Here is a 23,955-nt window from a genome sequence, read left to right on the forward strand (position 1 = left end):
CTGGAATCTGCAACGATCGTAGCGACATGTGCAACGGTGTCAATAGTCGGTTGCGCTGAGGGCGGACTACATTGCATATGATGCAACCGGCGGCCGTCCCGGGTCGCCGCGCGGAGGGAGACAGGACGTTGTCGCAATCGATTCGCCGGGCGGTCGACCTGATCCGTCGCGCCGCGGAGCATCCGCTGTCACTCACCGAGGCGGCGGAGGTCCTGGGAGTGCACAAGTCCACCGCCCTGCGGATCCTCCACACACTCGAATCGGCGCGCTTCGTCCGCCGGACCGGTGCCGGGACGTACGTGCTCGGCAGCGGCATCATCGAACTGTCGGAACTCGCCCTGGGCTCGATGGACCTGCGCCAGTTCGCCGCCGCGCCGCTGCGTGCGCTGCAGCGCGAGACCGGCCACACCGTGCACCTGGCGCAGCTGACCGGCGACGAGATCATCTACATCGACAAGGTCGACAGTCCCGCTTTCGACGCGGTCAAGCTGCCGTCGCGGATCGGGCGCGCGGTCTCGATCTACGCGAGCGCGGTCGGGAAGACCATCCTGGCGTACCTGCCCACAGAGGAACGCGACCGCCTCCTCTCCCACGTCGTCTTCGAACGATTCACCCCCACCACGTACGCCGACCGTGAGTCTCTCGACGCCGAACTCCTCCGCATCAAGGACCAGGGCTGGGCCGTCGACAACGGCGAACACGACACGTACGTCATGTGCGTGGCGGCGCCGATCAGGGACTCGCGCGGGCAGGTCATCGCCGCCGCCTCGATGACCGCGATCGAAGTCATCGCCAGCCTCGACCAGCTCAAGGAGAGCCTCCCGCTGCTGCTCGACACCGCGAACCAGATCTCCCGGGAACTCGGCCACCCCGCCGACCTCGGCTGAGCCCGAGCGGTGGAGCCCGCCCCGGGCCCGCGTCGGGGGAGTGCGCGGACCCGGGGCGGGCGGCTCATCTGGGCCGGGCCGGCACCCAGTCGGTGAAGCGGCGGTGCAGGTCGGTCGGCGGCTCGCTGCCGCCCAGCCCGGCGAAATGCTCGGCGGCCTCCTCGCGCAAGGTCACCAGATAGACCATCAGGCCGGGCATGTTGTCGCGGTACTCCGCGAGCAGACGCAGCTTCGCCGGGGAACAGGGCCAGGCGGTCCCGCAGGCCCGGCAGCGCCACGTGGGACGGGACGCGACGTGCTCGACCGGGCCGCTGCTCACCCTCCGGCCCGCGCGGCGGGGAGGGGCGGGCGCCGACGCGTGGCGTAGGGGACCGGTGCCAGGCGCACCGGACGCATACCCTGCGGCATCACGAACAACTGCCGCTTCTCCGTCGCGTCGCCGTGCCGATCGAGCTGATAGCAGTCGACCCAGGTCCAGCCGTACGGCGGGTGCCGGTCTGGCAGCTCGCGGATCACCCGCACCAGGATCGGGCTGGCGAACTGTGGGGAAGCCGCCCGGTCCAGCAGGTACACGCCGGGAGAGACCCGAGGCGTGCCGTCCTCCCGCGTCACCCGACATGGCGACGATCGGGCCGGGCCGGCCGGCGGGACGCGGGTACGACGGTGGTGGGCTTCGGGACGGGCACGGCGGGCCTCCTCAGTCGACACGGAGTTGGGGGAGGGCCGCCCGAGAGTGCTCGCCCACCGGGCGGCCCGTGCTGGTCCCGCCGACGGGTCGTGCCACGCCCGCGGTTCCGCTGGTGACACTCTGGTATGGGCGCCGTTACTCTCGGAAGGTGCTTTCGCTGTCCGGGCTGAGCTGGCGAAACGGCCGCTGACTCCGTGGCGACGTGGGTAGTTGACCTTCAGTGTGGGGAGCCTTGAATGCCTGACATGCCGAACCCCGTGGCGTCCTTCATCGTGGGCGAGATCCGCCGGGCACGGGGCGCGGCCGGCATGACCCAAGAGGCATTCGGGCGCGGCGCCGGCTTCAGCGCCTCCCACGTCAGCGCTGTTGAGGGCGGTACTCGGGCATTGACGTTGGACTTCGCCCGAGGCGCCGACCGCGCGCTGAGCAACGGTGGCCTTTTCGAGCGACTGGCGATGAAGCTCGGCGCACCGTCCTGGTTCCTGCCATGGCTCGACGCCGAGCGCGGTGCGACGCAGCTCCGCTACTTCGAGCCCAACCTGATCCCGGGCCTGTTGCAAAGCGAGGCATACGCTCGTGCTGTCTTACGACTCGATCCCCGCCTGACCGATGACGAGGTGGATCGCCGGGTCACCGGTCGGCTTGAACGGCAGGCCATCCTCACAAGGGAGTCTCCACCCCAACTCGTCGTTGTCGTCGATGAGGCAGCGATCCGTCGCGCGGGCGACGCAGGCGAGAAGATGATGGCCGGGCAACTCTCGCACGTTGTAGCTTGCGCAGAGCGACCCAACATCAGCGTCCACGTCATTCCGGCCGATGTTGGCCTTCACGCGGGGCTGTCCGGTCCACTGTCTCTGGCCCACATGCCGGACGGCAGTTGGATCGGCCACCTCGAAAGCCAGCTGGGCGGTGAGGTGGTGGACCGACCAGCTGACCTCGATACGCTCTTTCAGCGATGGGAGAGCGTCCGGACCGAGGCCCTTCCCCGGCGACAGTCCCTAAACCTCATCAAGGAAGCAGCGAACCAATGGACTTGAACGGCGCGCGGTGGCGCAAGAGCACCCGTAGCGGCACTAGCGGCGGCAACTGCGTTGAGGTGGCCGACAATCTCCCCGGCGTCGTCGGTGTCCGCGACTCGAAGAACCCGAACGGTCCCGCGCTGACCTTCGCCCCGTCCGCGTGGCGTGCATTCGTCACCCAGCTCTGCGATCGGATCTGACCCGGGCGCTTTGCCGTTGGCAGCGCGACACGCCGACACGACACAGCGCTGTGAGCAAGCGCCGGGAGGTACGTCGCTCGCCGGTGATGCCCGCCGGGCCGCCTACAACTACGGGGATGTTGCTGCCTCGCGGTGGCTTGACGCGACAACATCCCCGATGTTGTCGCCGTTCTCGGCCAGCTACGGCGTCAGCGTCCGGCGGCAGGCCTTAGGGGGCTGACCTGGGGCCGTTCGATTGGGTCAGGGCGTCGAGCAGTTCGGCCTCTCGGCCGGCGCTCAGGCCTGCGCGTCGGTCACGGTTCAGCCCCGCCTCGCGCTCCCATGCAAGGGTGTCCGCCAGCAGGTCTGGGCGTGGCCGGTGCCGCAGCCCGGCGGCGACCGCCGCCGCCCCGCTACGCGCCGACCAGCCGGACCAGCCCGGCTCGACCAGCCACATCGGCAGCGACTCCGGGCCCATGTACTGGGCCACGCCCTGGGCCACCAGCCAGTCGGCGTCCACGTCGACCACCGGGCCGGTGTGCCCGCCGATGGCGCGGCACCGGGCGATCCAATCGCCGAAGGGCACCACCGGCCCGACCGCGTTGAACGTGCCGACCGTCCCGGCCGTCGCGCTGTCCAGCAGCCAGGCGACCAGATCACGCACGTCGATCACCTGGGTCGACAGATCGGGAGTACGGGGTACCAGCATGGGTTCCTCTGGGGCGCGGGAGGCACGGGCGACCCAGTAGCCGGAGCGATCGGTGTGGTCGCCGGGGCCGCCGATCAACCCGGCCCGGGCCACCAGCAACCGGTCGCCGACCTCGGTGGTGGAGAGCTGCTCGCAGGCCACCTTCGCCTCGCCGTACTCCGCACGGTCGACCTCTTCGTGGACCGTCGCCGGGAGGGTGGCCGCCGACTCGTCGGCGCCGGGTGTGTCGTGGCTGGCGTAGGCGCTGACCGACGAGACGTAGCTCCAGTGCCGGGCCCGGTCGCCCAGCGCGCGCAGGGCCTGCCGGACGAAGCCGGGCTGCCACGACACCTCGATGACGACGTCCCAGTCCCGGTCGCGCAGCGCGTCGTATGCTGCGGGGTCGCGGCGGTCCGCCGCGACCAAGGTCGCGCCGTCCGGCACCGCGCCGCTCTCCCCACGGGCCAGGCAGGTGACGGCGTGTCCCCGAGCGACGGCCTGCCGGGCCGCCTCCTGCCCCAGCCATGCCGTTCCGCCGAGCACCAGTGTCTGCATGGCACTCAGCCAAGCAGTGGTGGCGCGGCGCGGCCAAGGATCTCTGCCGTGGGCAGAACGGCCGGGCGGATTCGCTGACCAGCGCCGAAGGAGGCACGCCCTATCCTGCACGCGTCATGGTCCGCGCATCCGGGGGAAGACATGATGTCGAAGGTCGTCATCCGGGCCGCCGCCGTCGCTGGCGCGGGAGGCACCCTCGTCGCGGTCTTCGGCCTGCCCTGGGCCTGGTACGGAGACCGGGCCGTACGCCTCACCGAGTTTCCGGGATGGGCCTGGTATGTCGGCGCGGCCGTCCTGCTCAACGTGGTCACCGCGTGGACGATCGCCGACCCGGGCCGGCGAGGGTGGCTGCCGCTGGTGGCCGGTGGGCTCGGTGTCGTCACGATCGTGGCCGCAGTCGCTGTCATGACCACCTACGCCGACGTGTTCCTCGGCCCGGTTGTCCCCGCGGTCCGTCCGTCGCTCGGACCGGGCGGGCCGGTCGCGGTGTTGGCGGGGCTCGCCGGCCTGGCCGCCGTCGCCGGCTCACGGTACCCGCAGTTCAGTCGCTCCAGCTGACCCGGGGCGGCAGGGCGAGGAAGTCGGCGTACCGGTGTGTCGCCTGCTCGATCTGCTCGCGGCGGGCCGGGCCGAGGTCGGCCAGCGGTTTCACGGTGAGAGTGACGCGGGTCTTGGTCAGGCTGCGTTTCCAGGTGCCGACCACCCGACCGCCTACCACGACGGTGGCCTGGAAGACGCCGTTGCCGCCGGGGATGATGGCCTGCTTGTGCTCGGGGTCGAGCATCAGCGCGCGGTCCTTGTAGCCGAGCAGGTATTCGTCGAAGCCGGGCAGGGTCAGCACGTCGTCCACCACGGCGCGGGGTGCGTCCAGCAGCGGGGTGTGCAGCACCGCCTCGACGCCGTCGACCAGAACGGTGGTCAGCTCCGCACCGGCGGCGGCGATGCCGCGTTTGGCGTCGGCAGCGGTCAGGCCCGTCCAGCCGGCGAAGTCCTGCCGGGTGGTGGGGCCGTGGCTGCGGAAGTAACGCAGCGCCAGGGTGGCCAGCGCCTCGTCGCGGTCGAGCTTTCGCTGTTCAGGTGCCCACTCGTCGAGCAGCGCGAAGGTCTGCTCGGTGCCGACGTTGGGGGCGATGCAGGTGACCCCGCGCTGGGCCGCGTACCACAGCAGGTGGTAGCCGCGCTGCCCAGCACCGTCGATGCCGGCCGCCACCAGCGCGGCCACGCACTCGGTGCGGGTCAGCCGACCGCCACCGGTGAGGATCCCACCCAGTACATCGGCCGCGCGGTCCGCCTCCGCCTCCGACAGGCCGAGAAACTCACGTCGCTTCGCCGCACCGGCGAGCGCGCGTACGCCGGTCAGCTCCAGCAGCCAGCGGGCGTCGCGGGCCGGCACCAGGTGGATGGTGCCGCGCATCGGCCAGGTCCGCAGTGCCTCCCGACGCTCCAACGCGGCGTGCACGTCGACGTGGGTCGACCCGGGCAGCCGTACGCCAAGCGACCACATGCCGCTGGCCAGGTCCTGGGCCTGCATGGCGCCGAACCACTCCACCACGTCGGCCACCGTCGTCGGCGCGGCGGCGGTGGGGTGGGGGCGCAGCAGCAGGCTGGTCATCCGCAGCGCGAGGGCCTCGGAGCCGCTCAGCGCGATCGTGCCGGGAGGTGCCACGACGTCGGCCGCCTTCCTTTCGGTGGTCGACGGCAGCATAGGTGCTGACACCGACAACACCGATCGGGCCGGAACACCGGGCGGTTCCCCCTGATCGCGCTACGCCAACATCGTTGGTGGCGGAGCGCGATCCCCCGTTCAGGTCGACCGGTGTGAGGGCGGCTACGGAAATGCCGGCACCGGTGTCAACAGGATGACGTTTTCCTACCTGTTCGAGAACTGTGAACCACGCAACTTGCGGATATCTTGAGCAAGCCGGGGCGGGCTCGCGGTCAGCCCCGACGGGGTTGCGGCACCCGGACGGCGGCCATGCCGGCTGCGGTCGCGGCCTCGATGCCCAGGTCCGCGTCCTCGAAGACCAGGCAGGACCTCGGCGGTACGCCGAGCAGTTCGGCGGCGCGCAGGAACGGCTCCGGGTCGGGCTTGGGACGGGCGTAGTCGCCCGCGCAGACCAACACGTCGAACCGGTCGAGGATGCCCAGCGCGTCCAGCGAGGCGGTGACCGCCTCCCGGGTGCTGCCGGAGACCACGGCGAACGGGATGCGTCCGTGCGCGTCGTCGATGTGCCGCAGCACACCGGGGATGCCGGCGGCGGTGGGCAGTAGCTGCTGGAAACGCGTCTCCCGGTGCGCGACGACCGTCTCCACCGGCATGTCCAGGCCGTGTTGTTCGTTCAGGGCGACGACGATGTCCGCGGTCGGTCGCCCGGCCCAGGCGTAGAAGAGGTCCTCGGGGAAGGCACAGCCCCACCGGTCGAGGGTGTCCCGCCACGCGATGTAGTGCTGGGGCATCGAGTCGACGATCGTGCCGTCGCAGTCGAACAGGTACGCCTGGAACTCGCCGTTCGGCAGGGGCAGCATCACCGGCCCAGGCTATCCGGCGGTGCGCGACGGTCGACGCGCCGCTCAGAGCCGCCGATACATCACCAGCAGGTCGACGTAGCCCTCGACGGCGTGTCGGAAGCCTTCCGGGATCCGCCCCACCACCTCGAAGCCGAGTGACCGCCACAGCGCCACCGCGCGGGTGTTGACCGCGACCACCGCGTTGAACTGCATCGCCCGGTAGCCGTCGGCGCGGGCCAGGCCCAGCACGTGCTCGCCCAGTGCCCGCCCGATGCCGCGCCCGGCCGCCGACGGAGCGACCATGAAACTGGCGTTTGCGACATGTGCCCCCGGCCCGAGCTGGTTGGGGGTCAGCTTCGCCGAGCCGAGGACCGTGCCGTCGGTGTCGACGGCGACCACGGTGCGGCCCGGCGGAGGTACCAGCCACATCTGTCGGGCCTGTGTCTCGTCGACGTCCCGGGGCCAGGTGTACGTCTCACCCGCCGCGACGATCTCGCGCAGGAACGGCCAGATGCCGGGCCAGTCGTCGGCGGTCGCGATCCTGATCTCCATCGCCGACCAGCCTGCCAGTACGCCGCCGGTGCCGGCCACCAGATATCCACGCGCGCCGCCCAATGTTTGTCACCGCAAGCATCGGGTAGTCGCCGGAGCTGATCCCAAGGAGGAAGGACGAGCGATGGCGGCACAGGTCAAGGTGGCGGTGATCTACTACAGCGCTACGGGCATCACCTACCAGATGGCGCAGGCGGCCTGCGAGGCCGCCGGTGAGGCGGGTGCGGAGGTGCGGCTGCGCAAGGTACGGGAGCTGGCACCGGACGAGGCGATCCGCTCCAACTCGGGATGGCAGGCGCACCGGATGGAGACCCAGGACGTGGAGGAGGCGCAGCCGGACGACCTCAGCTGGGCGGATGTGGTGATCTTCGGTTCGCCGACCCGCTACGGCCTGGTCGCCGCCCAGCTCAAGCAGTTCATCGACACCACCGGCCCGCTGTGGGCCCAGGGCGCGCTGGCGAACAAGGTCTATTCGGCCTTCACCTCCACCGCCACCGAGCACGGCGGGCAGGAGTCGACGTTGCTGTCGCTGTTCCACGTCTTCTACCACTGGGGCGGGATCGTGGTCACCCCCGGGTACACCGAGCCGAGCCAGTTCACCGCCGGCAACCCGTACGGTGCCTCGCACACCAGCAACAACGGCGAGACCGCGCCCGACCACGTCGCGCTGGGGGCGGTCGCGCTGACCGCCAAGCGGGCGGTACGCATCGGCGCGGCGCTCAAGCAGGGCATGGCCGCCTGAGCGGCCCGACACCACGGGACCGACGGTCCGGGCGGGGGCTCTCAGACCCGCCCGGACCGTCGGCCATGGACAGCGCTACCCGGGATCGGGCCGGCTATGCGTGCGCCGCCGGGGACAACTCACCGGCCGCTGCCGGCAGCAGGTCGCGCAGCAGGTCGGTCAGCACCGCCACCCCGTCCGGGCTGAGCACCGACTCGGGATGGAACTGCACCCCGGCGAAGCCGCGGCCCCGCAGGGCGTGCACCGCGCCGTCGGACTCGTCGCGCGCCAGCTCCACCGGCCCGTACGGCCCATCCAGGCGACCGGTGGTGGCGCGGGCGGTGAAGGTGGCGTAGAAGCCGACCCGGCGGGGCGTGCCGAAGAGGGTGACCGTGCGTTGCAGCCCCTGGTAGGGGGCGTCCCGGCGGTGCACGGGCAGCCCGAGCAGACCGGCGAGGAGCTGGTGACCGAGACAGACGGCGAGCGTCGGGTGCCCGGCGTCCAGCAACCGGGTGAGCAGGGCGCGCAACCTGGTCATCTTCTCCGTGTCCCCGGTCGGGTCACCCGGGCCCGGCCCGACCACCACCAGGTCGTACGCCTGGACCGGCTGCTCGTCCTGCCACGGCCGGACGGTCACCGACAGCCCGAGGGCGCCGAGCTGGTGGGCCAGCATCCCGGTGAAGGTGTCCTCCCCGTCGACGATGAGGGCCCGGCGGCCGGTCAGGGTGGGCAGGGCCAGAGCGCCCGGTGGCCGCTGGTCCAGCCAGAACCGGGCCAGCGGCGCGTTGCGGGCGGCGAGGGCGGCGCGCACCTGCGGATCGTCGGTGAGCCGGTGCGTCGTCTGCGGCCCGGCCGGCGCCTGCGGCCCGAGACCGAGGGCGGCCAGCACCCCGGCGGCCTTGGCGTGGGTCTCCGCGACCTCGGCGGCGGGGGTGGAGTGGCGGACCAGGGTCGCACCGACCGGTACCCGCAACTCACCGGCGGGGGAGATCTCGGCGGTACGGATCAGGATGGGCGCGTCGAGGCTCTGCCGGCCGGTCTCGTCGTGGCCGAGCAGGGCCAGCACCCCGGAGTAGTAGCGGCGTCCGGTGCGTTCGTGCCGGGCGATCACCCGGCAGGCGTTCTCCATCGGGCTGCCGGTCACCGTCGGCGCGAACATTGTCTCCCGCAGCACCTCGCGGACGTCCTTCGTGCCCCGTCCGGCCAGCAGGTACTCGGTGTGCGCCAGGTGCGACATCTCCTTCAGGTACGGCCCGACGACCTGCCCACCGTGCTCGGCGACGGTGGCCATCATCTTCAACTCCTCGTCGAGGACCATGTACAGCTCTTCGGTCTCCTTGGTGTCGGCGAGGAAGCGCAGCAGCGCGGCCCGGTCGGCAGCGGCGCCGGTGTGCCGGAACGTGCCGCTGATCGGGTTCATCAGCACCAGACCGTCGTCGACGCTTACGTGCCGCTCCGGGCTGGCACCGACCAGGGTGCGCGCCCCGGTGTGCACCACGAACGTCCAGTACGCTCCGCGCTCCCGGATCAGCAGTGAGCGCAGTGCCGCCAGCGCGGCGGCCAGCGGGGCACCCTGCACCTGGGCGCGCAGCGTACGGTGGATGACGAAGTTCGCGCCCTCTCCGTGGCCGATCTCGTCGGCCAGCACCCGGGCCACGATGGCGGCGTACTCGTCGTCGCTGATGTCGAAGGCGGCGCCGGTGGTGCGGATGGGCGCGGTCGGCAGGGCGTCGAGGACATCGGCCAGCGGCAGCCGGTGGTGGTGGTCGACGCGGAGGCATTCCAGTGGTACCCCGTCGTCGGCACAGGCGAAGCCCCGCTCGGCGACCTGGCGGTACGGCACCAGGGCCAGCGTCGCCGGGCCGACGGCTGCGGCGGGCAGCGGGATGTCGGCGAGCCGGTCGACGGTCGTCACGGCCCCGGTGAACAGGTCGAGATGCTCGGCGCCGTCGCGGCGTAACAGCGCGAACGGGCCGGGGTCGAAGCCGGCGGCGAGCGTGTCGAGCAGGTCGGTGAGCTGGTGCATCGGTCTCCTCAGGCCGGGTGACCACCGTTGGGGGGCGGCCCGGAAACCGGGAGATGACCGGCGGCCGCCTCGTCGGGCGGCCGCGTTGATGAAGCTACGCGCGGGGGAGGGCCGCCGGGTTGGCGGGCCACCAGCAGGTCAATCGCGCAAGCATGCGAACACTCTACGCGTCGGGTGGCCGGCGCGGAAGCCGATCGGCGGACCCGGTGCCCGGCAGCGTTGTCGAGTCACGATCACCGGGTACGTTGACCCGCGATGAAGATTCTCGCGCTGGACCTGGGCACCTCGTCGGTGCGTGGGCTCGTGCTGGACGACGCGCAACCGTTGCCGGGGGCGCTGGCTCGTCGCCGCATGGCGGTCACCGTCGACGACGAGGGTGCCGGCACCCTGGACGCCCGTGCCTACCTGGCCTGCCTGATCGAGTGCCTGGACGAGTTGCACGGACAGGGTTGGTTGGACGGGGTGGAACTGGTGGCGATCAGCGGCCAGTGGCACTCGGTGGTGCCGCTGGGCGCCGACGACGAGCCGCTCGGCCCGGTGCTGACCTGGCTCGACACCCGGCCCGAGCCCTCGGCCACCGCAGTCGGCCCGGTTGACCCGGACGCTTTCCACCAGCGCACCGGCACCTGGTGGCACCGCTGTTACTGGTCGGTGCGGCTGCCCTGGCTGCGAGTCCACACCGGTGACCGGGTGGCCCGGTTCACCGGACTTGTCGAGTACGTGCTCGGCGGGTTGCTCACCGAGGCGCCGATGTCGATGTCCCAGGCGTCCGGCACCGGCCTGTTGGACCTGCACACCTTGGACTGGGACCCGGAGGCCTGCGCGCTGGCCGGCAGCGACGGTGCCGACCTTCCCGAACTGGCCCCACGCGGCTGGCACGGGAGGCTGCGCGCCGAGTACGGGCGGCGGTGGCCGGCCCTGGCTCGGGCCCGGTGGACGCCACCGCTCGGCGACGGCGCCGCCTCCAACGTCGGCTCCGGCTGCGTCGACCCGACCCGGGCGGCGGTGACCGTGGGTACGTCCTCGGCGGTGCGGCTGTTGCAGCGGATGTCGACGTCCGCCGCGCCGACCGCCCTGCCCCACCGGTTGTGGCGCTACCGCGTCGACCACGACCATGTGGTAACCGGAGTCGCGTACTCCTCGGGCGGGAACCTGTTCGCCTGGGCGGACCGGGAGCTGCGGCTGCCGACCGGCCGCGAGTTGGAGGCGGCGCTGGACCTGCTGCCGCCCGACGGCGGTCGGCCGGCCAACGTCCGTTTCGGCGGTGACCGTCCGCCGGGCATGCGCCCGGCCGGGCTGGGCGAGCTGCGGGGACTGGGCTTCGGCACCACTGCGGTGGAGATGCTGGCCGGACTCATGTACGGGGTGTGCGAGCAGGTCGTCGACGACCTGGTGGTGCTGGAGTCCACGGTTGGCCGGCCGGTGGAGGTGGTCCTCGGCGGCGGCGCGATGGCCGCCTCGAGCTGGTGGCGGAGAGCGTTCGCGGCGGTGCTGGCCCCCCGGCCGGTCCACTTCGCGCGGCACCCGGAGATCGGGGCCACCGGCGCGGCGCTGGTGGCCACCGGCCGGATCGCCGATGCCGTGGTGGTGGCCGACATCGGCCGGACGGATGATCAAGACTCGGCGACCTCGGCATAGGGTTGCGACCAGCAGTACCCTTCCTTAACCGTTCATAAGGGCAGGGCGTTGACACTGCTCCCGGGCCTGGTTGGATGGACGGCGCTCCCCGGACCGCGGCGGACGCGTGGGGGAGGAGGAGCGGGTGGGTGTAGGACCGGAGCAGGCGCACGGGGTGTCGCAGCACCGCCGGCGTCGGTTCGACGTCCGGGTGGTACCCCACCGGCGTCGCTCTGCCCTGCGCCTGCGGGACTGGCGGATGCGTACCAAGCTGGCCACGGTGCTGGTGATTCCGTCGGTCGCCTTCCTGGTGCTGGCGGGGGTGCAGACCGAGAGCCTGGTCAGCCGCGCCAGCGTCCTGGGTGACTTCGCCGCCCAGGTCGGCATCGGACGCGAGATCACCACGCTGACCCACCGGTTGCAGATGGAGCGCGACCGTACGGCCGGGGAACTGCCCGCGCTGCGTGACGCCGCCGACGAGGAGGCGAGCGAGGAGCGGCTGGCCGTGTTGCAGCCCTACCGCGACGCCGCCGACCAGGCAGCGGCGGAACTGCGCGCGGCGGCTGAGCCGTTGGCCGAGGCGGACGCCTCGTGGCGGGACGTCTACGTGGTGGCCTCCCAGGCGTACCAGCAGGTCGGCTACATCCGGAACACGATGACCACGGTGGTGCTCAGCGACGACACCATCATCGGTAACTACCACCGGGCGATCGACGCGTTGCTGAATCTGCTCGCCCAGCCGACGCCCGGCGCCGACCGGCCGGAGCTGGCCGACGCGGTGCTGCGCTACGTGCAGTTCGCCCGGGCCAAGGAACTCTCCTCGCGGGTCCGGGCGGAGCTGTACGCGGCGGCCCGTGCCGGCAGCTACGACTCCGAGGACGCGGCCCAGCTGCCCGACCTGCGGGCGCGTCAGCTGACCGCGCTCGGCGCGTTCCGGATCGCCGCGACGAGCGCACAGGTGACCCGCTACGACGAGATGAGCCTGGACCCCGCCTTCATCGCCGCCTCCCGGATGGAGGAGCAGGCGCTGTCGCAGGGCACGTCCGGGTCGGCGGTGCTTGACGCGGAGCAATGGTGGACGGCCAGCGAGGCCCGCCACGAGCTGTTGCAGGCCTTTGAGGCAGACGTGCTGTCGGCCTCGGCGCGGCAGGCCGACGACGCGAGCGAGACCCAGCTGCGGGAGACGCTGCTGGTCGTCGGCGTGATCATCACGGTCCTGCTGGTGGCGGTGCTGATCTCGGTGCTGATCGGTCGGTCGTTGGCCCGGTCGATCCGGCTGCTGCGTTCACAGGCGCTGCGGATCGCGCAAATCGAGCTGCCCGAGGCGCTGGCCCGGCTGCGGTCGGTCTCCGGTGGCGTACCGCCGATCGACGTCTCGCCGGCGGTCGTACGGTCGCTCGACGAGATCGGAGAACTGGCCGAGGCGTTCGTCGCGGTGCACCGCAGCGCCGTCGGGGTGGCCGTCGAGCAGGCGAACATGCGTCGCAACGTCAACGCCATGTTCATCAATCTCGCCCGACGCAGCCAGGTGCTGGTGGAGCGGCAGCTGGAGCTGCTCGACGACCTGGAGCGCGAGGAGGGCGACCCCGAGCAGCTGGAGAACCTGTTCAAGCTGGATCACCTCGCCGCCCGGATGCGCCGTAACGACGAGAGCCTGCTGGTGCTCGCCGGTACCGAGTCGACCCGCCGGTGGAACCGGCCGATCGGGCTGAGCGCGGTGCTGCTGGCGGCCAGCGCCGAGATCGAGCAGTACCAGCGGGTGCGGCACGAGGCGGTGGCGGATCTGCACGTGGTCGGGCACGCGGTTGGTGAGCTGGTGCACCTGCTGGCCGAGTTGCTGGAGAACGCGACCGCCTTCTCCCGGCCGGACACCATCGTGCAGGTGATGGCCCGGGTGGAGGGGTCCGGGGCGGTGATCGAGATCGCCGACCAGGGCCTCGGGATGAGCCCGGCGGCACTGGCGGAGGCGAACGCGGTGCTGGCCGCCCCGCCGGCCGCCGACGTGGCGGCGGTCGAGCGGATGGGTCTGTTCGTGGTCAGTCACCTCGCCGCTCGGCACGGCATCGAGGTGCGGTTGCACGGCGGTGCCGGTGGACTGGTGGCCCGGGTACGCCTGCCGCGTCCGCTGCTCGCCGAAGCGCCGCCGCCGAGCCTGGACCCGGTGCCCTCGCCACGCGGGCTGCCCGTCGCGACACCTCGTCCGGTCGCCCCGGCCGACCCGGGGCCGGCGGATCTGCCGGTGGCCGGGCGACGTCCGACCACGGTGCCCCGCCAGGCCCACCCGGTGCCGGTACGCGCCGAGGACGTGCTCGCCCCGGCAGCGGCACCGGCCAGCGGCGGGAGCGGCTGGTGGTCGCGGGAGGGCCCTTCGTCGTCGGTCGTCCCCGCGGTCGGGGCCGGCGCGCCGGCCCCGCCGGCCGTGCCGGTGACCGCCGGGACGAACGAACGGGGTCTGCCGATGCGGGTGCCGATGGCGCAGCTCAGTGCGGTGACCCAGCCGGCCCGTCCAGAGCAGCAGTCGACGGCCCGCAACGATCCGGATCCGGAAGCCGTCGGCGGGATGTTGTCCAGGTTGTACAGCGGCGTACGGCGGGCAGAGGCTGAGGAGACCACCGAGATACCCGTGCCACCGCTCGGGGCGTGGAGCGAAGGAGGACGGAAGTGACGACGTTGTCGCAGGAGGCTCGCGACCTGAGCTGGCTGGTCAGCGCGTTCGCGGAGCGGGTGCCCGGGGTGGCGCACGCGGTGGTGGTCTCCTCCGACGGGCTGCTGGTCGCGATATCCGACCACCTGCCACGGGACCACGCCGACAAGCTCGCCGCGGTGACCTCGGGACTGATGAGCATCACCGCCGGTGCCGCCCAGATGTTCGACGGGGACGTGGTCAAGCAGACCGTGGTGGAGATGGGCCGGGGCTACTTCCTGGTGATGCAGGTACGCGACGGCTCGATCCTGGCCACCCTGGCGGCGGCGGACGCCGACATCGGCGTGGTGGGCTACGAGATGGCCCGGCTGGCCAAGCAGGCCGGGGAGATGCTGACCCCGGCCCTGCGCGCCGAACTTCAGCAGGCGCTGCCCCGCTGATCCGGCGGGGCAGTGGGCGGCCGGCCGAACGCTTACCGGAGGCCGGGCGCGGCGCCGGGGGTGGTGGGTCGGGAGGCGACCCACCAGGCGACGGTGGCGGCCACGGCGACGACGCCGCTGAACAGGAACGGCGCCTCGATGCCGGCTCGGGCGGCCAGGGCACCGCCGGCCAGCGCGCCCAGCGCGGTGCAGCTGTAGGTCACCACGCGGGAGGCGGCGATGACCCGACCGAGCAGCCCGCCCGGCACCAGCCGTTGGCGTACCGACAGCGCGGCGACGTTGAGCACGGCGAACGCGGCGCTGGTGGTGACCACCACGACCACCGCGACGGCGCGGTGCCCGACGACGGCAAGCAGGACCGGTACGCCGGCGGTGACGGCCATGGACCAGGTCAACACGGACCGGTGCTGGAAGCGGGCGACGAGACGGTCGGCGGCGAACGAGCCGATCAGTCCACCGGCGGCGCCGGTGGCCAGCAGCAGACCGAAACCGAACGCCCCGAGGCCGAGGGCATCGCGGGCGTAGAGCACGAAGATCGCGAACCAGGCGGTGTCCGCGGCGGCCACGGCAGCGGTGACGAGCACCAGGGTGCGCAGCGTCGGCTGGCGGATGAGCCAGCGCAGACCGGCCAGGGCACCGTCGCCGTCGGTGCTCGGCGGGGCGTCGCTGGCGGCTGCGGTGGCCCGGTGCGCCAGGGTGAGCGGCAGCGAGAGCACGAGTATCACCGCCAGGGCCAGGGTTGCCCCGTTGACGGCGAACGGGATGGCCGCACCCAGCACGAACAGCAGGGCACCCACCGGTGGGCCGACGAACTCGTTGCCGACGATCTCCCCGGCGACCAGCCGCCCGTTGGCCTTCTCCAGCTGCGCGTCGGGGACGAGCCTGGGTACGGCGGTCTGGGCGGCGGTGTCCCGGATGGTCTCGCCGACGCCGAGCAGGAACGCGGCGGCGACGACGAGCGAGATGGTGGCCCAGCCCAGGGCGACCGTGGTGGCCAGCGCGGCCAGCACCACCACGCGGCCGGTGTCGGCGGCGGCGAGCAGCGTACGGGTGGCTCGGCGGTCGGCGAGGGCCCCGGCGAACATCCCGGAGACGAGCCACGGCAGGAACTGCGCGGCGGCAACCGCACCTACGGCCAGCGGGTCGTCGGTGAGCGCGGCGGCCAGCAGCGGGAAGGCGGCCACCCGGATGCCGTCGCCGAGATTGGCCAGCGCGGCGGCGCTCCAGAAGGTCCAGAACGGCCGGCCCAGACGGTTGTGCTCAGGCATGTCGGGATCGTACGTGCCGCGGCGGCGGCCCCGGGGTCGGGCCGCCGCCGCGCTGACGCGTCAGACCGCGTTGTCCGCGATGACCTGGCGGTACCAGTGGGCGCTGCGCTTGAACACCCGTCGCTGGGTGGGGTAGTCGACGTAGATCAGCCCCCAGCGCTGCTCATAGCCCTCGGCCCATTCGAAGTTGTCGAGCAGGGACCAGACGTGGAAGCTCTCCAGCGGCACGCCTTCGGCGATCGCCCGATGTGCGGCGGTCAGGTGGTCGCGGAGGAAGGTGACGCGGCCGTCGTCGTCGACGGTGCCGTCGGCGCTGAGTTCGTCCGGCGTGGGCAGGCCGTTCTCGGTGACGGTGAGGGGGATCGGCCCGTAGTCGCGGGTGACCCGGGTCAGGACGTCGTACATCCCCTCGGGGTAGATCTGCTGCCAGTCCGCCTCGGAGGTGGGCCAGCGGCGTACCGTGCCGCCGGACGCGGTGACGTAGATCGGGGTGTAGTACTGCACCGCGAGCAGGTCGATCGGGGTGGAGATGATCTCCAGGTCACCGTCGCGGATGGCGCGGACCATCCGGCTGTCGGGTCCTAGATCGGCCAGCACGTCGGCCGGGTAGCTGCCGGTCAACGCGGAGTCGAGGTAGAGGCGGTTCTCGTAGCCGTCGTAGAGGCGGGCGGCCTCCGCGGCGGCGGTCGAGTCGTCCGCGGGGTAGCAGGGGTGCAGGTTGAAGGCGGGGCCGATGCGGCTCTTTCCGCCGGTGGCGCGCAGGGCGCGGACGGCGAGGCCGTGGGCGAGTTGGAGGTGGTGGGCGACCAGGTACGCCGCGTCGGGGTCCTGCCGGCCGGGGGCGTGGTGGCCGAAGAGGTAGCCGTTCTGCACCACGGTCTTCGGCTCGTTGATGGTCAGCCAGACCGGCACCCGGTCGCCGAGGGCGTCGAAGACGATGCCGGCGTAGTCGGCGAAGCGCTGGGCGACGTCGCGGGACTCCCAGCCGCCGGTGTCCTGCAGGCTCTGCGGCAGGTCCCAGTGGAACAGCGTGGCCATCGGGGCGATCCCGCGTTCGTGCAGACCGTCGACGAGACGACGGTAGAAATCGAGGCCGCGTTGGTTGGCGGCGCCGGTTCCGTCGGGCTGGATGCGCGGCCAGGAGATGGAGAACCGGTAGCTGCGCAGCCCCAGGTCGCGCATCAGATCGAGGTCTTCGGCATAGCGTTGGTAGTGGTCGGCGGCCACGTCGCCGGTGTCGCCGTTGCGGGTGCGTCCTGGCGCCCGGCTGAACGTGTCCCAGATCGATTCGCCGCGGCCGTCCTCCTTGGCGGCGCCCTCGATCTGGTACGCGGAGGTCGCGGCGCCCCAACCGAAGTCGGGCGGGAAGGACCGCCGGGTGCTCGGGCTCGACGCGGTGGCCGTCTCGTCGGCCGGGTCGCCGGGCTGGCAGCCGGCGAGACTGGTGGCCGCGGCGGTGCTGCCGAGGACGGCGCTGACCGGGGTGGCGGCGGTGGCGGAGAGCGCCGCGCGGCGCAGCAGGTGCCGCCTGGTGAGTATCGACATGGGTTCTCCTCGTGGATGGGGACGACCGCCTGAGCCCGGGAGCGCTCCCAACAAAGGGTAGAGGGTAGGCGGTCCCCGCCGGGTCGAGTCGTCACGAGGGGTGGGGCGGACGACCTCGGTGGCGGGATGACGTGGGGTGGGGAAGGGCGCTGTGCCGGTCGGGCAGTTGGTGCGAGCGGGACCGGGTGCGCCGAGTACCGCGGGCGGACCTTTGTGCGCGCCCGGGCGGTCGGCGGGGCGTCGCGGATGGCGGTCGGCGGGCGGGTCGACTGCCGTGCGGGGCGCGCGGGTGGTGCGCGTCTGACCCGTCGGCCTCTTTTCCCATCGTGAACGGGGGTTTAGTGTGGGGACGGGGGAGGGCAACCCCCGTCCCCACCGTGTTGCGGTACACGCACGTTCGGATTGGCGTCCCAGTTGTGCGTGTCGCGCGGGAGCCGGGCCACGCGAGTGGCTGAGGATCCACCTCCCTCCACTGTGGTGGGGTGACGGCTGACGGCGGTGTCCGGGCTGGCCCGCCGTCGGCCTGTGGTCTGTTCCCCGGAGCCGTGGGCACGACCCCGAGCGATATTCCGGGTGGAACTCTGTCGATGGAAGCGCTCCCATCGACGTTGTTGCGACTGTAACGCCCGTCACGGCTTTGTGAAAGCCCCAAAATGAGATCGAAACAAGTCGGTGTTTCCGGAAGTTCCCTTGCTGGTGTTGGGAGCGCTTCCATGGCACACTGTCGATCGACCGCGCGGAGCCAAGTTACGCGTGAGCGCGGGTCGCCGAGGGCTTCCGGCTCGTCCGGTACGGCGTCCTGCTAGCAGCGGGAGCAGCTGCCGTCCCATACGGCGCCCCCGCCGCGCTGGCCCGACCCGGGCCGCAGCGACCACCATCCACTGGCATCTCGGCGGACCCGTCGTCCCCGAGGCGCCACCGCCGGTGCGCCACCGCCACCGGCCTGGTCCGAGGAGACACCGCGCAGATGAGAAACCTGGCTAGACGCCGGCGCCTGGCGTGGCTCGCCGCCGCGGCGCTGGCGATCGGTGGGGCGACAGTCCCCGCCGCCGCCGCACAGGCCGCACCGGCCTGCGACGTGGTTTATACGACAAATGACTGGAGCAACGGCTTCACCGCCAACGTCACCATCAGGAACACCGGTGACGCGATCAACGGATGGACCCTGAAGTTCGCCTTCCCCGGCAACCAACGGGTCACCCAGGGCTGGTCGGCCCGGTGGAGCCAGAGCGGCAACGAGGTCACCGCCGTCAACGAGTCCTGGAACGGCAACATCCCGGCCGGCGGCAGCACCAGCATCGGCTTCAACGGCTCCTACTCCGGCACCAACGCGAAGCCGACCTCGTTCTCGGTCAACGGGGTCACCTGCGGTGGCACGGCGCAGCAGCCCCCGACGGTCAGCCTGTCGGTGCCCGCCGGCCCGTTCACGGCCCCGGCTACCGTGCCGCTGACCGCCACCGCCAGCGACCCCGACGGCACCGTCGCCCGGGTCGAGTTCTACCGCAACGGGCTGCTGGTCAACACCGACACCAGTGCCCCGTACGCGTACACCCTGGAGAGCCTGCCGGCCGGTGACTACACGGTTCAGGCCCGGGCGTACGACAACAGCGGTCTGTCCGCGATCGCCGAGCGGTCGTTCACCGTCGCCGCCTCCACCTCGCCGGCCGTGGTCGCCACGCCGACCGCGGTGACCGTCCCCGAGGGCGGCAGCTCGACGTTCAACCTCAAGTTGAGCCGGGCGCCCTCCGCGAACGTCGCGGTGAGCCTGGCGCGTACCGGCGACACGGACGTCACCGTCACGCCGACCTCGGCGACGCTGACCACGTCGAACTGGAACACCGGCGTCGACGTGACCGTCCGGGCGGCGGAGGACGAGGACACCGTCGGCGGCACCGCCACCGTCACCGCCTCGGCCACCGGCCACACCCCGGCGACGGTCACCGTCACCGAGATCGACAACGACGTGCCCGGCGGGGACGACGAGTACGTGCAGCGCTTCCTCACCCAGTACAACAAGATCAAGAACGCGGGCTACTTCAGCCCGGAGGGCGTGCCGTACCACTCCATCGAGACGCTCATCGTCGAGGCGCCGGACCACGGCCACGAGACCACCTCCGAGGCGTTCAGCTTCTGGCTGTGGCTGGAGGCCTACTACGGTCGGGTGACCCAGAACTGGGAGCCGTTCAACGACGCCTGGACGGTGATGGAGCGCTACATCATCCCGTCCGACGCCGACCAGCCGACCGCCGGCTCCGCCGGTGACGCCACCTACGCCGCCGAGCACGACCTGCCCAGCCAGTACCCGTCGCAGCTGGACTCGAACGTGCCGGTCGGCCAGGACCCGCTGCGCGCGGAGCTCCGGTCGACCTACAACACCGGCTCCGTCTACGGCATGCACTGGCTGCTGGACGTCGACAACGTCTACGGCTACGGCCGCTGCGGCGACGGCACCACCCGCCCCGCGTACATCAACACCTTCCAGCGGGGCACCCAGGAGTCGGTGTGGGAGACCGTGCCGCAGCCATCCTGCGATACCTTCGCCCACGGCGGTCAGTACGGCTACCTGGACCTGTTCATCAAGGAGTCGCAGGCCCCCGCCAAGCAGTGGAAGTACACAAACGCTCCGGACGCCGACGCGCGCGCCGTGCAGGCCGCGTACTGGGCGCTGACCTGGGCCAAGGAGCAGAACAAGGAGGCCGACGTCGCGGCCACCGTGGCCAAGGCCGCCAAGATGGGTGACTACCTGCGGTACGCCCTGTTCGACAAGTACTTCAAGCGGATCGGCAACTGCGTCGGGGCCAGCACCTGCCCGGCCGGCTCCGGCCGCGACTCCGCCCACTACCTGCTCTCCTGGTACTACGCCTGGGGCGGCGCGTACGAGACCAGCCAGAACTGGTCCTGGCGGATCGGCTCCAGCCACAGCCACTTCGGCTACCAGAACCCGTTCGCGGCCTGGGCGCTGACAAACGTCGACGAGCTCAAGCCGCGCTCGCCGAACGCGGCGGCGGACTGGACCAACAGCCTCGAACGGCAGTTGGAGCTCTACACCTGGCTCCAGTCGGCCGAGGGCGGCATCGCCGGTGGCGCGACCAACAGCTGGGGCGGGCACTACGGCCAGCCGCCGGCCGGCACGGCCACCTTCTACGGCATGTTCTACGACGAGGACCCGGTCTACAACGACCCGCCGTCGAACCGGTGGTTCGGCATGCAGGCCTGGTCGATGCAGCGCATCGCCGAGCTGTACCTGGTCAGCGGCAACGCCCAGGCCAAGGCGCTGCTGGACAAGTGGGTTCCGTGGGCGATCGAGCACACCACCCTGGGTGAGGACTGGTCCATCCCGTCGGACATGGAGTGGACCGGCCAGCCGAACAACTGGAACCCGGACAACCCGCAGCCGAACAACAACCTGCACGTCGAGGTGACGGTCCGGGGCCAGGACGTCGGCGTCGCCGCCGCCTACGCCCGCACCCTCATCGCGTACGCGGCGAAGTCGGGCGACACCGAGGCGAAGGAAACCGCCAAGGGGCTGCTGGACGCGCTGCACGCGCACACCGACGACCAGGGTGTCTCGACGGTGGAGAAGCGTGGCGACTACGAGCGCTTCGACGACGTCTACGACGCCTCCACCGGGCAGGGCCTGTACATCCCGCCGGGCTGGACCGGTGAGATGCCCAACGGTGACGCCATCGCGCCGGGGAAGAGCTTCCTCGACATCCGGTCGTTCTACAAGGACGACCCGGCGTGGCCGAAGGTGCAGGCGTACCTCGATGGTGGGCCGGAGCCCGAGTTCCGTTACCACCGCTTCTGGGCCCAGGCGGACGTCGCCATGGCCTACGCCGACTACGGGAAGTTGTTTCCCAACGGCTGAACGAACTCCTCCGGGTGGGCGGTGACCCACCCGGAGGCACCGGCCGGGCCTCGGGGGTAGAGGCAGGTCCGGTAGACGGCCTGACACCCACGGTCAGGCCGGGGTGGGTCGGCCCTCTGGCCGACGCAGCGGAGCGGTCGGCCCACCCCACCACCCCGACCCGCCGAGCACGGCGCGCACATAGCGAAAAAAAGTGACCGCCCCGGGATCACAACCCGGCCCGGGACGGAGTAACGTACATCACCGGAGAGGCCGCTCCCCCCGTGGCGGCCTCTCCCTTATTGTTCCTGCCCCGGTGCGTTCGACTCGCCGTCGTCCGGTGCCCTCGCGGCCGGCTCGGTCCGCGGCGTCACCGGGTGCCGCAGACCGGGGTGACCGGCCGGCAACGACCGGCGCAGCACCGCCCAACTGGCCGCCAACGCCGCCGCGACCAGCGGCCAGGTCAGTCCCACCCGGGCCGCGGTCAGGGCGAGCACGTGACCACCGAGATACAGCGGCACGAACACCGCCACCCGTAGCAGGTAGGTCCCCGTCCACACCCAACTGGCCCGCCCGTACGCCCGCAGCAGCGCCGGGTCACGGCGCCAGCGCCCGCGCTGCCCCAACGCGGTGCCGACGACCACCCCCAGCAGCGGCCAGCGCACGATGATGCTCACCGCCCACGCCAGCGCGCTGGCGGCGTTGGCCAGCACCTGCACGAGGAAGAAGTCTTCCGCCCGCCCAGTGCGCACCGCCACCAGCGCGGCCACGCAGACCGCGAGCAGCCCGACCAGCACCGACCGGGGCCGGTCACCGCGGCGCAACCGCCAGCCGGCCACCACCGTGCCGGCGATCAGCGCCGCCACCACCCCGACCCAGACCGACCGTCCGGCCACGAGCCAGCCCACCGCGAACGCGACCGGCGGCACGGTGGCGTCCACGGCCCCGCGGCGCCCGCCGAGCAGATCGGCCAGCGACTCGGGCCGCCCGTCCACGGCGACGTCCCGCTCCGACGTACCGGTCACGCGCCCTCCTTCGCCTGCGGCCAACCTATCTCCACGCCACGGACGGGCCACCGGCCGGACGCCGGTGGCGTGCCGCTAAGTTGTGCGGGTGCGCGTGACGCCCAGGGGTGGTACTGCGGTCTGGCTGGTCGTGCTGGCCCTCATTCAGACGGCGGCCTTCATCGCCGTCTGGCGATTCGCCCTGCACACGGAGATCGGCCAGTGGATCGACACGGTGGCCCTCACCGGCAACCGGATCGGCCGCGACCACATCGAGGAACCGGTCGACCGGATCCTCAACGCCATGTCCGTGGTGTCGCTGCTGGCAGTCACCGTGATGATCGGGTTCATCGCGCTGATCCGAGGTCGGGTCGCCCTGGCCGTCGCGGCGACCCTACTGATCGCGGGCGCCAACGTCACCACCCAACTGCTCAAGTACGGGCTGAGCCGCCCCGACTACGGCATCGACCTGGAACGGGCGTACGTCGGCAACAGCCTGCCCAGCGGGCACACCACGGTCGCCGGATCGGTGGCGGTGGCCCTGGTGCTCGTGCTCCCGCCCAAGGTGCGGGCCGTCGGCGCCGTGATCGGCGCCGGCTACGCCGCGACCGCCGGGGTGGCGACCCTGTCGGCGGGCTGGCACCGGCCCAGCGACGCGGTCGCCGCGTTCCTGGTGGTCGGCGTCTGGGCGGCGCTGGCCGGCCTGCTGCTGCTGATCACCCAGCGGGAACGGGCGGAGGTCGCGCCCGGTGACGCGCACCGGCTCACCGCCCTGCTGCTGGGCGTGGGCGGGCTGCTCGCGATCGCCGGCTGCGCGCTGGCCCTGTGGTGGCTGGTGGGACTGCGGTCCACCCCGGCGGCGGAGTTGTCCCGCCGTCCGCTGTTCGTCGGCTACGCGGGCAGCGCCGCCGGCGTCGCCGGCTCCATGGCGGTGGTGATGGCGCTGGTGCTCACCGCCGTGCACCGGCTCGTGCCCCGCTACAAGGGCTGACCGGATGAGCGTCGTACGGGCGGCCTTCCGCGACGAGTGCGAGCGGCTCGGCTCGGTGCTGCGTACCCTCGACCGCTCGGACCTCGACCGCCCGACCCGCTGCGTCCCGTGGACGGTGGCCGACCTGCTGGCCCACGTACGCACCGGGGCCGGCCGGCTGGCCGACATGCTGGCCGCCACGGCACCCGGTCCTGCCCAGGTCGATGCCGCCGGATACTTCGGCGCCGCGAAGTTCGTCCCGAAAGTCGACGCCGCCCGGATCGACGCCGCCCGGATCGACGCCGCCCGGATCGACGCCGCCCGGGTCGAGGCCGCCCGCACCGAGGCCGCCCGGGTCGAGGCTGTCCCGGGCGGCGGCGAACGGCTGGCGGAGCGGACCGGCGCGCTGCTCGACGCGGACTTCGACCGGACCTGGCGGGCCACCCTCACCGCGGTCGACGCCCACCCCGCCGACCGGGTGGTACGCACCCGGCACGGCGACGCGATGACGGTGACGGAGTTCCTGCGTACCCGGGTGGTGGAGGTCGGTGTGCACGGCCTCGACCTGGCCGAGGCGCTGAACCGACCACCGTGGCTCACCCCGACCGCCGCCCAGGTGATCGCCGAACTGCTCACCGGCGGGCAGGCGCTGCCGGTGGGCCTCGGCTGGGACCGGCTGACCCTGATCCGCAAGGCCACCGGACGCATCCCGCGCAGTCCGGCCGAACAACACGCCCTCGACACCGCCGGCATCCGACTGCTCGCCTTCGGCGGCTGACCGGCGACCGGCCCGCGTA

The 23,955-nt window shown here is 72.0% G+C and carries 21 protein-coding genes; 11 read left to right on the forward strand and 10 right to left on the reverse strand.

Annotated elements, in window-relative coordinates; genetic code table 11:
• Positions 1-128 precede the first annotated feature (128 nt).
• Entirely contained in the window at positions 129-887 is a 759-nt protein-coding gene (locus O7624_RS26060; RefSeq protein ID WP_282237618.1) for an IclR family transcriptional regulator, read from the forward strand.
• A gap of 64 nt (positions 888-951) precedes the next feature.
• Here the strand turns inward: O7624_RS26060 and O7624_RS26065 are convergent, their stop codons facing one another.
• Positions 952-1,206 (reverse strand): flavin reductase, encoded by a 255-nt coding sequence (locus O7624_RS26065; RefSeq protein ID WP_282237619.1) that lies wholly within the window; start codon positions 1,204-1,206, stop codon positions 952-954.
• Complete coding sequence (locus O7624_RS26070) at positions 1,203-1,499, reverse strand: hypothetical protein (RefSeq protein ID WP_282237620.1); 297 nt, start codon at positions 1,497-1,499, stop codon at positions 1,203-1,205. The genes O7624_RS26065 and O7624_RS26070 overlap by 4 nt, the downstream gene beginning before the upstream one ends.
• A 312-nt stretch (positions 1,500-1,811) precedes the next feature.
• Here O7624_RS26070 and O7624_RS26075 point away from each other — a divergent pair, with 312 nt between their 5' ends.
• Both O7624_RS26075 and O7624_RS26080 read left to right on the forward strand, forming a co-directional pair.
• Entirely contained in the window at positions 1,812-2,612 is an 801-nt protein-coding gene (locus O7624_RS26075; protein WP_282237621.1) for a helix-turn-helix transcriptional regulator, read from the forward strand.
• Complete coding sequence (locus O7624_RS26080) at positions 2,603-2,794, forward strand: DUF397 domain-containing protein (RefSeq protein ID WP_282237622.1); 192 nt, start codon at positions 2,603-2,605, stop codon at positions 2,792-2,794. The genes O7624_RS26075 and O7624_RS26080 overlap by 10 nt, the downstream gene beginning before the upstream one ends.
• A 208-nt stretch (positions 2,795-3,002) precedes the next feature.
• Here O7624_RS26080 and O7624_RS26085 read toward each other — a convergent pair whose 3' ends face one another.
• Entirely contained in the window at positions 3,003-4,016 is a 1,014-nt protein-coding gene (locus tag O7624_RS26085) for an NAD-dependent epimerase/dehydratase family protein (protein WP_282237623.1), read from the reverse strand.
• Between the two features lie 141 nt (positions 4,017-4,157).
• On the opposite strand from O7624_RS26085, the gene O7624_RS26090 reads away from it, so the two are divergent.
• Complete coding sequence (locus O7624_RS26090) at positions 4,158-4,574, forward strand: hypothetical protein (RefSeq protein WP_282237624.1); 417 nt, start codon at positions 4,158-4,160, stop codon at positions 4,572-4,574.
• Here the strand turns inward: O7624_RS26090 and O7624_RS26095 are convergent.
• From O7624_RS26095 to O7624_RS26105, 3 genes are all read right to left on the reverse strand, one after another.
• On the reverse strand, positions 4,558-5,628 hold the full coding sequence (locus tag O7624_RS26095) for a winged helix DNA-binding domain-containing protein (RefSeq protein ID WP_282240768.1): 1,071 nt from the start codon (positions 5,626-5,628) through the stop codon (positions 4,558-4,560). The two genes, O7624_RS26090 and O7624_RS26095, sit on opposite strands and share 17 nt — an antisense overlap.
• Positions 5,629-5,954: 326 nt before the next feature.
• Positions 5,955-6,545 carry an HAD-IA family hydrolase gene (locus tag O7624_RS26100; protein ID WP_282237625.1) on the reverse strand — a complete coding sequence of 197 codons (591 nt, stop codon included), beginning with the start codon at positions 6,543-6,545 and terminating at the stop codon, positions 5,955-5,957.
• Between the two features lie 42 nt (positions 6,546-6,587).
• Positions 6,588-7,076 carry a GNAT family N-acetyltransferase gene (locus O7624_RS26105; RefSeq protein ID WP_282240770.1) on the reverse strand — a complete coding sequence of 163 codons (489 nt, stop codon included), beginning with the start codon at positions 7,074-7,076 and terminating at the stop codon, positions 6,588-6,590.
• A gap of 124 nt (positions 7,077-7,200) precedes the next feature.
• Between O7624_RS26105 and wrbA the strand changes: the two genes are divergently transcribed.
• Positions 7,201-7,818: an NAD(P)H:quinone oxidoreductase gene (gene wrbA / locus O7624_RS26110; RefSeq protein WP_093408070.1), complete on the forward strand. Its 618-nt coding sequence runs from the start codon at positions 7,201-7,203 to the stop codon at positions 7,816-7,818.
• A 94-nt stretch (positions 7,819-7,912) separates the two neighbouring features.
• Here wrbA and O7624_RS26115 read toward each other — a convergent pair whose 3' ends face one another.
• The gene (locus tag O7624_RS26115) at positions 7,913-9,823 is read right to left on the reverse strand and encodes an anthranilate synthase family protein (RefSeq protein ID WP_282237626.1); all 1,911 of its coding nucleotides are present in this window, start codon (positions 9,821-9,823) and stop codon (positions 7,913-7,915) included.
• A gap of 255 nt (positions 9,824-10,078) precedes the next feature.
• Between O7624_RS26115 and O7624_RS26120 the strand changes: the two genes are divergently transcribed.
• The 3 genes from O7624_RS26120 to O7624_RS26130 all read left to right on the forward strand — a co-directional run bounded on the left by O7624_RS26120 (position 10,079) and on the right by O7624_RS26130 (position 14,524).
• A complete protein-coding gene (locus O7624_RS26120; protein ID WP_282237627.1) occupies positions 10,079-11,461 on the forward strand; it encodes an FGGY family carbohydrate kinase in 1,383 nt (460 codons plus the stop codon).
• A gap of 124 nt (positions 11,462-11,585) precedes the next feature.
• Complete coding sequence (locus tag O7624_RS26125) at positions 11,586-14,105, forward strand: nitrate- and nitrite sensing domain-containing protein (protein ID WP_282237628.1); 2,520 nt, start codon at positions 11,586-11,588, stop codon at positions 14,103-14,105.
• A 5-nt stretch (positions 14,106-14,110) separates the two neighbouring features.
• Positions 14,111-14,524, forward strand: a complete 414-nt coding sequence (locus tag O7624_RS26130; protein WP_155218583.1) for a roadblock/LC7 domain-containing protein — start codon at positions 14,111-14,113, stop codon at positions 14,522-14,524.
• Between the two features lie 32 nt (positions 14,525-14,556).
• Here O7624_RS26130 and O7624_RS26135 read toward each other — a convergent pair whose 3' ends face one another.
• Positions 14,557-15,792, reverse strand: coding sequence for an MFS transporter (locus O7624_RS26135; RefSeq protein WP_282237629.1), 1,236 nt, complete (start codon positions 15,790-15,792; stop codon positions 14,557-14,559).
• A 60-nt stretch (positions 15,793-15,852) separates the two neighbouring features.
• A complete protein-coding gene (locus O7624_RS26140) occupies positions 15,853-17,337 on the reverse strand; it encodes a GH1 family beta-glucosidase (protein WP_282237630.1) in 1,485 nt (494 codons plus the stop codon).
• Positions 17,338-18,304: 967 nt separating this feature from the next.
• On the opposite strand from O7624_RS26140, the gene O7624_RS26145 reads away from it, so the two are divergent.
• Positions 18,305-21,205, forward strand: coding sequence for a glycoside hydrolase family 48 protein (locus O7624_RS26145; RefSeq protein WP_093408059.1), 2,901 nt, complete (start codon positions 18,305-18,307; stop codon positions 21,203-21,205).
• A gap of 278 nt (positions 21,206-21,483) precedes the next feature.
• Here O7624_RS26145 and O7624_RS26150 read toward each other — a convergent pair whose 3' ends face one another.
• Positions 21,484-22,209 (reverse strand): DUF3159 domain-containing protein, encoded by a 726-nt coding sequence (locus O7624_RS26150; protein WP_282237631.1) that lies wholly within the window; start codon positions 22,207-22,209, stop codon positions 21,484-21,486.
• A gap of 82 nt (positions 22,210-22,291) precedes the next feature.
• Between O7624_RS26150 and O7624_RS26155 the strand changes: the two genes are divergently transcribed.
• Positions 22,292-23,179, forward strand: a complete 888-nt coding sequence (locus tag O7624_RS26155) for a phosphatase PAP2 family protein (RefSeq protein ID WP_282237632.1) — start codon at positions 22,292-22,294, stop codon at positions 23,177-23,179.
• Between the two features lie 4 nt (positions 23,180-23,183).
• Positions 23,184-23,936 carry a maleylpyruvate isomerase N-terminal domain-containing protein gene (locus O7624_RS26160; RefSeq protein ID WP_282237633.1) on the forward strand — a complete coding sequence of 251 codons (753 nt, stop codon included), beginning with the start codon at positions 23,184-23,186 and terminating at the stop codon, positions 23,934-23,936.
• The last annotated feature ends 19 nt before the right edge of the window (positions 23,937-23,955 follow it).

The sequence above is a fragment of the Verrucosispora sp. WMMD1129 genome (assembly GCF_029581255.1).
GTDB classification, from domain to species: Bacteria; Actinomycetota; Actinomycetes; order Mycobacteriales; family Micromonosporaceae; genus Micromonospora; species Micromonospora sediminimaris.

Excerpts from the sequence above, each read along its gene's own strand:
- O7624_RS26140 (WP_282237630.1), bottom strand. The coding sequence starts at position 17,337 with ATGTCGATACTCACCAGGCGGCACCTGCTGCGCCGCGCGGCGCTCTCC.
- O7624_RS26160 (WP_282237633.1), top strand. The coding sequence starts at position 23,184 with ATGAGCGTCGTACGGGCGGCCTTCCGCGACGAGTGCGAGCGGCTCGGC.
- O7624_RS26105 (WP_282240770.1), bottom strand. The coding sequence starts at position 7,076 with ATGGAGATCAGGATCGCGACCGCCGACGACTGGCCCGGCATCTGGCCG.
- O7624_RS26085 (WP_282237623.1), bottom strand. The coding sequence starts at position 4,016 with ATGCAGACACTGGTGCTCGGCGGAACGGCATGGCTGGGGCAGGAGGCG.
- O7624_RS26115 (WP_282237626.1), bottom strand. The coding sequence starts at position 9,823 with ATGCACCAGCTCACCGACCTGCTCGACACGCTCGCCGCCGGCTTCGAC.
- O7624_RS26075 (WP_282237621.1), top strand. The coding sequence starts at position 1,812 with ATGCCTGACATGCCGAACCCCGTGGCGTCCTTCATCGTGGGCGAGATC.
- wrbA (WP_093408070.1), top strand. The coding sequence starts at position 7,201 with ATGGCGGCACAGGTCAAGGTGGCGGTGATCTACTACAGCGCTACGGGC.
- O7624_RS26145 (WP_093408059.1), top strand. The coding sequence starts at position 18,305 with ATGAGAAACCTGGCTAGACGCCGGCGCCTGGCGTGGCTCGCCGCCGCG.
- O7624_RS26095 (WP_282240768.1), bottom strand. The coding sequence starts at position 5,628 with ATGACCAGCCTGCTGCTGCGCCCCCACCCCACCGCCGCCGCGCCGACG.
- O7624_RS26135 (WP_282237629.1), bottom strand. The coding sequence starts at position 15,792 with ATGCCTGAGCACAACCGTCTGGGCCGGCCGTTCTGGACCTTCTGGAGC.
- O7624_RS26120 (WP_282237627.1), top strand. The coding sequence starts at position 10,079 with ATGAAGATTCTCGCGCTGGACCTGGGCACCTCGTCGGTGCGTGGGCTC.
- O7624_RS26080 (WP_282237622.1), top strand. The coding sequence starts at position 2,603 with ATGGACTTGAACGGCGCGCGGTGGCGCAAGAGCACCCGTAGCGGCACT.
- O7624_RS26090 (WP_282237624.1), top strand. The coding sequence starts at position 4,158 with ATGATGTCGAAGGTCGTCATCCGGGCCGCCGCCGTCGCTGGCGCGGGA.